The sequence below is a fragment of the Ornithinimicrobium jinqii genome (assembly GCF_045032595.1).
Taxonomy (GTDB): domain Bacteria; phylum Actinomycetota; class Actinomycetes; order Actinomycetales; family Dermatophilaceae; genus Ornithinicoccus.
The window spans coordinates 1-8,914 of sequence record NZ_JBJFZS010000047.1 but is presented as its reverse complement, the minus strand read 5'-3'; the positions used below and the strand labels follow the sequence as shown (position 1 = coordinate 8,914).

At 67.6% G+C, this 8,914-nt stretch carries 7 protein-coding genes and 2 pseudogenes; 5 read left to right on the top strand and 4 right to left on the bottom strand.

What is annotated here, in order from left to right; translation table 11 throughout:
* Positions 1-134: 134 nt before the first annotated feature.
* Entirely contained in the window at positions 135-1,316 is a 1,182-nt protein-coding gene (locus tag ACI3ET_RS15985) for an IS110 family RNA-guided transposase (RefSeq protein ID WP_405034067.1), read from the bottom strand.
* Positions 1,317-1,754: 438 nt separating this feature from the next.
* Complete coding sequence (locus tag ACI3ET_RS15980; RefSeq protein WP_405034066.1) at positions 1,755-2,342, bottom strand: TetR/AcrR family transcriptional regulator; 588 nt, start codon at positions 2,340-2,342, stop codon at positions 1,755-1,757.
* 124 nt (positions 2,343-2,466) lie between these two features.
* Here ACI3ET_RS15980 and ACI3ET_RS15975 point away from each other — a divergent pair, with 124 nt between their 5' ends.
* From ACI3ET_RS15975 to ACI3ET_RS15955, 5 genes and pseudogenes are all read left to right on the top strand, one after another.
* Positions 2,467-3,144 carry an NADPH-dependent F420 reductase gene (locus ACI3ET_RS15975; protein ID WP_405034065.1) on the top strand — a complete coding sequence of 226 codons (678 nt, stop codon included), beginning with the start codon at positions 2,467-2,469 and terminating at the stop codon, positions 3,142-3,144.
* 138 nt (positions 3,145-3,282) lie between these two features.
* Positions 3,283-3,519: pseudogene (locus ACI3ET_RS15970) on the top strand (SDR family NAD(P)-dependent oxidoreductase); the annotation flags it as partial.
* A gap of 635 nt (positions 3,520-4,154) precedes the next feature.
* The gene (locus ACI3ET_RS15965; protein ID WP_405034064.1) at positions 4,155-4,991 is read left to right on the top strand and encodes a hypothetical protein; all 837 of its coding nucleotides are present in this window, start codon (positions 4,155-4,157) and stop codon (positions 4,989-4,991) included.
* Between the two features lie 366 nt (positions 4,992-5,357).
* Complete coding sequence (locus tag ACI3ET_RS15960) at positions 5,358-5,648, top strand: hypothetical protein (protein WP_405034063.1); 291 nt, start codon at positions 5,358-5,360, stop codon at positions 5,646-5,648.
* Positions 5,649-5,728: 80 nt separating this feature from the next.
* Positions 5,729-5,988, top strand: a pseudogene (locus ACI3ET_RS15955) (ATP-dependent helicase); the annotation flags it as partial.
* A 128-nt stretch (positions 5,989-6,116) separates the two neighbouring features.
* On the opposite strand, the gene ACI3ET_RS15950 reads toward ACI3ET_RS15955, so the two are convergent.
* Both ACI3ET_RS15950 and ACI3ET_RS15945 read right to left on the bottom strand, forming a co-directional pair.
* Positions 6,117-6,851, bottom strand: coding sequence for a phage baseplate assembly protein V (locus ACI3ET_RS15950; protein ID WP_405034062.1), 735 nt, complete (start codon positions 6,849-6,851; stop codon positions 6,117-6,119).
* Positions 6,852-7,379: 528 nt separating this feature from the next.
* Complete coding sequence (locus ACI3ET_RS15945; protein WP_405034061.1) at positions 7,380-8,606, bottom strand: IS256 family transposase; 1,227 nt, start codon at positions 8,604-8,606, stop codon at positions 7,380-7,382.
* Positions 8,607-8,914: the final 308 nt, after the last annotated feature.

The window sequence follows — 8,914 nt, the reverse complement described above, 5'->3', positions numbered from 1 at the left end:
GCGAGACCAACTTCTTCACTTCCTTCGGCATCGAGCTCATGCTCGAGATCTTCTCGGTCATCTCATGACCTTCCCCGCCAGCTGTGCCGGCGTGTCAGACCAGAAACACCGTTTGGCGGACAGTCCCCTCTATGTCAAGACGCCGCTGGGAGGGTGGTTCTAGGCTTGGTGGTGGCGGGTCCGGGAAGAGGCTTGTCCGAAGAGCCGGCAGCGGGTTGTGAGCCGGTCGCGCTGGAGTCAGAGTCGTCACCCAGGTGCCCTCCCGGGCCCGTCGTGTGTCCGGCGAGGTCGTCGAGCATCGCCTTGTACACCAGGTCGGACAGGCGCTGTTTGAGGCAGCGCAGCGCTTCCATCGACGTCTTCCCGGCGGCTTTCTTCCGGTCGTAGTAGACCCGGCCCTCGGTGGTTCTGGTGCGGAGCTGGACGATGGCCATGATGTGCAGCACCCGGTTGATCTGCCGGTTCCCACCGCGGGAGAGGCGGTGGCGGACGTGCTCACCTGAGGAGGCGTCGATCGGGGCGGTGCCGGTCCAGGACGCGAAGTGGTTGCGGTCAGGGAAGCGGGTGATGTCCGCGACCTCGACCAGCAGCCGCGCGGCGCCGGAGGGTCCGATGCCGTGCAGGTCCATCAGCGAGGAGCCGGTCTCGGCGACGAGGTCCTTGAGCTCCTTGTCGGCGGCCTTGGTGCGCGCGTAGATCGTGGTCAGGTCCGCGGCCAGCTCGACCGCGTGGGCCTTGCGGACCTTGCCCGCGGCCGTGGTGGGGCGGACCTTCTTGAGCAGTTCCTTGGCCTGGGCCGCGGACAGGAACGTCTTGGCCCCGCCGGGGATGAGCTCGAGCAAGAGCTTGTGCAGCTGGCAGACCTTGCGGACGTGCTCCTCACCCAGGGAGCGGCGCCGGTCCACGCACATGCGCAGCACCTCCAGCTGCTCATCGCCCACGACCGGACGCAGGCCGGACATGCGCACCCCGACCAGCGCGATGGAGTGCGCGTCGGTGGCGTCGGTCTTACGTCCCTGTCCGGTGGTGAAGATGCGCACCCGCGCCGACATCTTCGCCGGCACGTCCACGACCTCCTCGCCGTCGGTGACGAGCCGGTCGGCCACGTGCTTGCCGATGCCGGCGCAGCCCTCGACCGCCCACACCCGCTCGGGCCATCGGCGGGCGTAGGCCAGCAGCCGGCCGTACCCGTCGGCGTCGGTGCCGAACCGCCCGCCGCCGACGATCGCCTCGTCGGCGGTCATGACCTCGATCGTGACGCTGCGCTTGTGCGGGTCCATCCCGATCACGACCCGCGACGCTTGCTCGTCGTCCATGCTCTGCTCCCTTGCTCACGACAACAACGGTGGTGTCGAGCTGGGAGGGCACCGCTACGTACGGCTGGGCATACCCCTCTTGAGCCTCTCGCAGCCCTGGCGGTGACCGGGACGACGCACGCCAATTGTGAGCCTCACGCCAAGAGCGTGGGCAGCCGCAAAGAGAACGACCGCCCCGGTCACCTGAGACCGAGCCTGGCCGGGCCCGATCCTGCCGTCAATGAAACACGTAGCCGCTCTACGCGTGTGAGTCAGGGCCTTGAGCGCTTCTCCCTGTGGGCCAAGACGTTTTCGGAGTGCCCCCAGCTTGCCTAGCAAGCCGAGAGTCTCGTACGAGGGGAGTCCTGGTCGGGAGATAGTCGACCGCTGTAGGTCGAACCTCTCGACGTCTACCGCCACCCGAGGGCAAGCCGAGCGCCTCGACCCGTTGGGCCCGGCTCAGGTGCGTGCCGCCTCGACGACGGCTCGGGCCGTGGCCTTTGCCACGGCGGGTGCCTCGGGGTCTGCGTCGAGGGCACCGCTGGCCAGGCCCCCGTCGAGCAGCATGGTCAACGACCGGGCGAGCGCACCAGGGTTGCGCGCGCCCGCCTGCTCCGCCAGACCGCGCACCCATGCGAGAACGGCTGTCTTGTGCGCGACCGTGCGGGCGTGCACAGGGGTGGTGGGCTGCGACTCGGCCGCTGTGTTGATGAACGCACAGCCGCGGAAGCCTTCTCGACGACAGGCGTTGGAGAGCGCGTCGAACATGCCGACGAGCTGGTCAGCGGGGTCGGGCCCCGCAGCCTCGGCGGCCTCCCTGAGCTGGCCGGTCCACACGTCGTCGACCTTGTCGAGGTACGCGACCACGAGGTCGTCCTTGGACGGGAAGTGCTTGTAGAACGTGGCCTTGGCCACCCCGGACTCGGCGATGATCAGGTTGACCCCGACCCCTCTGATGCCGCGGGCGTAGAACAGGGCGATCGCCTGGTCCAGGATGCGCTCACGCGCCGCGCTCGGACGAGCCGCGGCGACAGGGGCGGGGGACATCGGCGCTCCTCTGCTCGGCGTCGGCCAAGCATACCTTGCCACAAGACAGACCCGTCTGTTAGCTTGATGGCAACCCGACGTAGACAAGCCTGTCTACCACTACGAATCACCAACAGGAGCTCTCATGAAGATCGCCGTCCTCGGTACCGGCATGGTCGGCCGCGCGCTGGCCGCGCGACTGTCCGGCCTGGGCCACGACGTCACCATCGGCACCCGCGACCCGCGGGCCACCCTCGCCCGGACCGAGCCTGACGGCATGGGCAACCCACCGTTCCAGACGTGGGCGGCGGCTCACCCCGACGTCGCGCTCGCCCCGCTCGGCGAGGCAGCGGCCGGCGCCGAGCTGGTCGTCAACGCGACGAACGGGTCGGGAGCCCTGTCTGCCCTGGAGCAGGCCGGCGCCGACCACCTCGCCGACAAGGTGCTCATCGACACCTCGAACCCTCTCGACTTCTCGCAGGGGTTCCCTCCCACCCTCTTCGTCAAGGACACCGACTCCCTCGGTGAGCAGATCCAGCGAGCCTTCCCCCAGACCCGGGTGGTCAAGACCCTCAACACCCTGAACGCCGACCTCATGGTCGACCCCGCCGCGCTCGGCGCCGAGTCGTCGGTCTTCGTCTCCGGGGACGACCCGGCGGCCAAGGCCACGGTCACCGAGCTGCTCGAGAGCTTCGGGCACACCGACGTCATCGACCTCGGCGACATCAGTACCGCCCGGGGCACCGAGATGCTGCTCCCGATGTGGCTGCGACTCATGGGCGCCCTCGGCACCGCTGCGTTCAACTTCAGGATCGTGCGCTGACGTGAGCACCATGACCGGCAGGACCGTGCTGGTCACCGGCGGGGCCGGTGGGATCGGGCTAGCCACGGTTGCCGGTCTCGCCACCCTCGGGGCCCACGTCGGCATCGTCGGACGCGACGCGCGCGGTGGCCGGCCGCTGCCCGGCAGCTCCGTGGCTCCGGCGGACAGGTGGACGTCTTCGTGGGCGACGTGTCCGCGCAGCTCGAGGTCCGCCGCCTCTCGGAGGAGGTGCTCGCGGCATACCCGCGTCTGGACGTCCTGGTCAACAACGTCGGGGGGGGGGGGGGGGGGGTACTGAGCGACCCGGCACATCACTGTCGACGGTCTCGAGCGCACCTTAGCGGTGAACCACCTGGCCTGTTTCTCCTGACCTAACCTGATGCTTGACCGGCTGAAGAACTCCGGCCGGGCGGGGTCGCGCCGACCCGTGACGACAGATCACAGAACGGGCATCCGACGGCGACGTCGCGTCGCCGAGGGAGCGGAGTAGGAGGGTCAGCCAGAGTTCGACCAGCTACCATCTTTACCGTCAAGCGGCCGTGAGGTTGACTCCGCGCGGTGGACTCCTGACCGGACTAAGGACGGCCGACCCTAGGTGCCGAAGGCCTGTTGCCTAACCGATCATCTTTCCCGCGATGGAGTTGTCCGGGAGCGGGGCGATGTGGTCGCACCGTCTGCAGCGGAGCACCTCGACTCCATCGATGTGCTTGTGCCGGTACCTGTGCCCTATCGTGCGGCACAAGATCCTCTGGTAGTTCATGCTCCATCGTTGCACCCACGGTGACGCAGGTCTAGACCTCGACGAGTTTCACCCAGTGAGGCTTCGCCTCTGACCGCCGAGCCGGGGGCTGGCCTGCCAGGGTGAGCGCGGCCCATGCTGGGGTATGGACACGTTGACGGTGAACGATCTGCTGGAGGGTCACGTCCAGCTCGACGTGGAGTGCTTGGACCGGCTCTACCTCAACGGGTACGTGCCGAACCATTAGGTCGGCGGCCAGGTGGTGTCCTTCATGACCAAGCACCTGGGAAACGAGATCCCGTCCCCGGCGATCAGGGAGAAGATCGGCACCGCCTTCCGCCGGGGTGTCAGGTCGTTCGCCGAGGACAACGACGTGCCGATCGTGAAGTTCGGCAAGGGGGATCGCAAGCAGGACGTGATGCGCCCGCACCTGGCCCGGCAGGCCAAGAGCGGCGCTCGGGCGTCGCGGCGATGGCGGTGGCTCAGGAGTATCAGAACGTCTTCGCGGCCAACCAGCGTGAGGACCGCGGCGACACCGGCCGACAGGTGTGGTTCTCCTTCACCAAGGCCGACCGACGGGTCACCTGCTTCTACTCCTACCTCTGGGACGAGGACTTCGGACCCGCGTTCATCAAGGTGTGCGCCTACTTCCCCTACCCGGTCAAGGTGGCTCAACGGTCACGAGTGGGCCAAACGGCAGGCGACCCGGTCCGGCATCGGGTTCACCGCACTGTCCAACGGGTTCGCCACCCGCACCGACCCGGCCGGGTTGCAGGCGATCTGTGACCGGCTCGGACCAGGGACCATCACCGTGTTCTTCGAGCGCTGGATGAGCAGGTTACCGCTGCCGTTGAGCGAGGCGGACCATGACGCCGGCTACTGGTGGGAGCTGTCGATGCGACAGATCGAGACCTCCCGCACCATCGTCTTCGACGCCCCGCGCCACGCCCGGGCATTCTTCGAAGCCCTCGTGGTCGACAACCTCGACATCGGCCGTCCCGATCGTGTCGAGGTGATCTTCGCCGGCCACCCCGCCGGTGGGGACGTCCACCCAAGGTCGAGCCGACCTACAAGACCCGCATCGCTACCCGTGACACCGTCGGGGTGACCGTCAATGCGGACTACAAGCACTCCCGGGTCAAGCAGTACCTCAAGGACGGCCGGGCGCTGCGGATCGAGACCGTCATCAACCATCCCGGCGACGTCATCTGCAAACGACGTCTGCAGCACCTTGACGAGCTGCAGGCCAAGGCCCGTGACATCAATCGCCGCCTGCTCGATACTGAACGCGTCGGGCAGGGCTGTGTCCTTGCGAGCCCAGCCTTCGAGCGGGTCGCGCAGTCCACCCTCGACCAGGATGGCAGGAGGTCGCCCGCGCTACGGTTCGGAGATCGTCGGGTCATGGCCCTGCTCTGCGCCCTGTGTGTCGGGTCTGAACGCCCTCGGATTCACCAACCGGAGCCTGCGTGCCCAGGTGAGCCATCTGCTCGGCGCCGCCTACACCGTCAACCAAGCCAGCTACGACCTCGCCCGGCTACGCCTGAACGGACTCATCGAACGGCGACCCGGGACGAACACCTACGACCTGACCGCCGACGGCCAACGCGTAGCCATCTTCTACACCAAGGTCCATGACCGACTCCTACGACCGCTGATTGCCGCCAACCAGCCGCCCGCGCCACGAGACCTCCGTGACGCCCTTCGCGTCGTTGATCACCACGTCCACGCCTACACCGCCCAAGCACGCCTGGGAACCGCAGCCTGAAACTCAAGACGAACGCCTGAGTTTGGAACCCCTTGCTTCGCTAGAGTGCCCGCGAAAAGGGGCCGGTGCCTCATCTAGGAACCGATGCCGAGCAGACCCAGGCCATCGGCCGCGTCCACCGATCGGGCAGGAGGAGCCGGTCACGGCGTGGCGGATCATCGCCGCGCAGACCCTCGACACGAGGATCGCCGAGCTCATCGACAGCAAGGCGGGACTGGCCGCTCGGGCGCTCGACGGGGCTGACCAGGAGATCTCCGGCTCCTCCGACGTGCAGCTCGAGGCGCTCGTCACGCTTCCCGAGGAAGCGTTGGAAAAGCGGATCAGCAGGCAGGCGTCCTGACGCCGAACGATCCAATCCGCGAGGACGTAGCGACCACCATCTGCAGGACCACCACGGATCCCGACCTGCCCTGACGGCCACGCCACTCAGCGCCCTCAGAATCACGTACTCATTTGGCGCGCACAGGTCTATTCCACGGCGCGTTGACCGAGCCAGATCGGTCGAGATGGATCGCCCAATTCGAGAGCGATCCAGACCCCGACGCCGATGGCGGGGAGCTCTGTGGTGCCCGGAACCGGTAGGCACGCCGCTGCCCACACCGGGTGACCGCTGACCTCAGGAATCCGAACGAGCAAGCGCTGTCGCGCGAGCGGGTCCGCGTTGTCGAGCACGGTTGCCCGGTAGAGACCGCACGAGGCGCGCGGTAGCTCCTCGTTCTCATCGGTGTCAAGAACCACCCGACCCTGTTGCACGACAACCGACGAGTACGTTCCGGCGTACCTGCGACGCACGCGGATCGGGCTGCCAGATGGTGGTCGCCGACCATGCACGCCGTCTCCGAACTCGATGACGCTGGCACCGTCTTCGCGTCGCCTGACGAGATAGTGATGGTCTTCTGGGGCAGAGCCGGCGAGGTCCGCCACCTGCTGCCACGACGCTCCGTCGACCTCGACCTCGACCTCGAGCTCGAGCTCGAGTCGCCGACCCACCGACGCATCACGGCGTGCGCTGCCCAGGCAGCCCTCACCCTCGAGGCGCTGGGTGTGACTGGCGAGCAGGTCACCGACCAGTGCGAGCAGCTCCACCAAGGCCACGCCCGGATCAATGTCCGCCTGGTCCGTCCAACCCCGCAGCTCCTTGCGAGCACGGATGACCAGGCCATCGAGATCGGGCCGCTCTTGGGCGCCGTCGTCGCTGATCATCTGCTCATCGGCCCAAATCGCGGCTCATGAGCGCCATTATGTGCCCGTCGACGGCCTCCATCGAGAGGAACGGGGCAGCGTGTGGACACGAGAAGCAACAGAGCGGGCCCCACGGAACGCGAGTCCATCTGCGTAGCTGCGTCAACCGATGCGATGCTTGGCGTCCACCCTCACGCCGGCCGGGTTGACCCGCCGCGGCCGGCCATGGGACGGCGGACACGCACGCGGTGGACGGGCCCGCTCGTCCTGCCCGAGACTGGACAGACCTGACACGAAGGCCACACCCATGACCATGCTGCTGTACTTCGAGTTCCCATCCGACGGTGTGGTGATGTCGGGACCTCCGGCCCTATACGGCGCACCCCGACAAGGGGTAGGCAGGGAGTAGCGCGAACGGCCAAGGCAGGACGTCGCAGAGCGGGGAGGAGCAGAGGTATGTCACCGGATCGGAGCATCATCACCTGGCCTCAGAAGACGCCCGTGGACAGAGCCCCGCGGAGTGGTGGGCTTTGAGGTGATGCTCGTTGCCTACCGGTCGCTCTTTTCGAGGGCGACGGTCCCAGTATCGCTGGTCGGGTAGAGCTTGGCCATGGAGGCTTCGGAGAGGTAGCGGCGGTCGTCGACCTGCCATTCGTCGTGGATGTCTGCGAGGACGGCTCCGATGAGGCGGATGACGGCGGCCTCGTTGGGGAAGATGCCCACGACGCGGGAGCGTCGTTTGATCTCCTTGTTCAGCCGCTCGAGGGGGTTGGTGGACCAGATCTTGCGCCAGTGCTCGCGGGGGAAGACCGCGAACGCGAGGACCTCGGACTTCGCGCCGTCCATGAGCGGGCCGGTCTTGGGGTACCGGTTCGCGAGGTCGTCGCGGACCTTGTCCCACTGCTTGGCCATGGAGGCCAGGTCGGGCTGGGCGAAGATGGTGCGGAAGACCGCGGCGACCATCTCGGTCTCGGCCTTGGGCACATGCGCGAGGACGTTGCGGATGAAGTGGACCCGGCACCGCTGGTGGGACGAGCCCTGGAACACCCGGGTGAGGGCGGCGACCAGGCCGGCGTGCTGGTCGGAGATGACCAGCTGCACACCACCGAGGCCGCGCTTGCGCAGGCCGGTCAGGAACGCGCGCCAGAAGACCTCGTCCTCGCTGTCGCCGACGTCCAGCCCAAGGATCTCGCGGCGGCCGTGCTCGGTGACACCGGTGGCGATGACGACGGCCTTGGACACCACCATCGCGGCCTCGGTGCGCACGTGCAGGTAGGTCGCGTCCAGGTACACGTAGGGGAAGCGGGCGTGGTCCAGGCGGCGGGTGCGGAACGCGCCGACCGTCTCGTCCAGCCCGGCGCAGATCCTCGAGACCTCGGACTTGGAGATTCCGGTCCCGCCCAGGGCGACCACCAGGTCATCGACCGAGCGGGTGGACACGCCGTGGACGTAGGCCTCCATCACCACCGCGTACAGCGCCTGGTCGATCCGCCGGCGCGGCTCCAGGATGGACGGGAAGAAGCTGCCCTGACGCAGCTTGGGCAGGGCCACCGTGACGTCGCCACCCTTGGTCGTCAACAGCTTCGGGCGGGTGCCGTTGCGCTCCGTGGTCCGGTCCGGAGTGCGCTCGTACCGGGCGGCGCCGATCACCTGCGCGGCCTCGGTCTCGATCAGCTCCTGCAGGACCATGCGCACGGACTCGCGCACCAGATCGACGCCGTCGCCGGCGCGAAGTGCGTCCAGCAGGTCGGACACGGCAGACTGGGAAAGGGTCATCGGTGAGATCTCCTCTGGTGAGTACTTGGCGGTACACACCGAGCATCTCGCCGATGACCCCTCTACGTCACAGAGCCACACCCACTCCCCAAACCCCACCACTCCACGGGACTCTTACCGCCCGTGTGCTTGCGTGCGGAGCAGGACAACCAGGGAAAGGGGCAGCAGCAGGGTTGGCTGGGGGTCTGTCCGATGAACGGTGGTTCTGGTGTTCATCTCAGAGGTTCTCCGCGGCCGGCATGCGGTCGGCGAAGGTGACGGCGAAAGCGTTGAGCGCGGGCTTCCACCGCATGGTCCATCGTGCCTGC

Bases quoted from the DNA above. Each gene is read 5' to 3' on its own strand.
- ACI3ET_RS15985 (WP_405034067.1), bottom strand. From the start codon at position 1,316: ATGGACGACGAGCAAGCGTCGCGGGTCGTGATCGGGATGGACCCGCAC.
- ACI3ET_RS15980 (WP_405034066.1), bottom strand. From the start codon at position 2,342: ATGTCCCCCGCCCCTGTCGCCGCGGCTCGTCCGAGCGCGGCGCGTGAG.
- ACI3ET_RS15975 (WP_405034065.1), top strand. From the start codon at position 2,467: ATGAAGATCGCCGTCCTCGGTACCGGCATGGTCGGCCGCGCGCTGGCC.
- ACI3ET_RS15965 (WP_405034064.1), top strand. From the start codon at position 4,155: ATGACCAAGCACCTGGGAAACGAGATCCCGTCCCCGGCGATCAGGGAG.
- ACI3ET_RS15950 (WP_405034062.1), bottom strand. From the start codon at position 6,851: ATGATCAGCGACGACGGCGCCCAAGAGCGGCCCGATCTCGATGGCCTG.
- ACI3ET_RS15945 (WP_405034061.1), bottom strand. From the start codon at position 8,606: ATGACCCTTTCCCAGTCTGCCGTGTCCGACCTGCTGGACGCACTTCGC.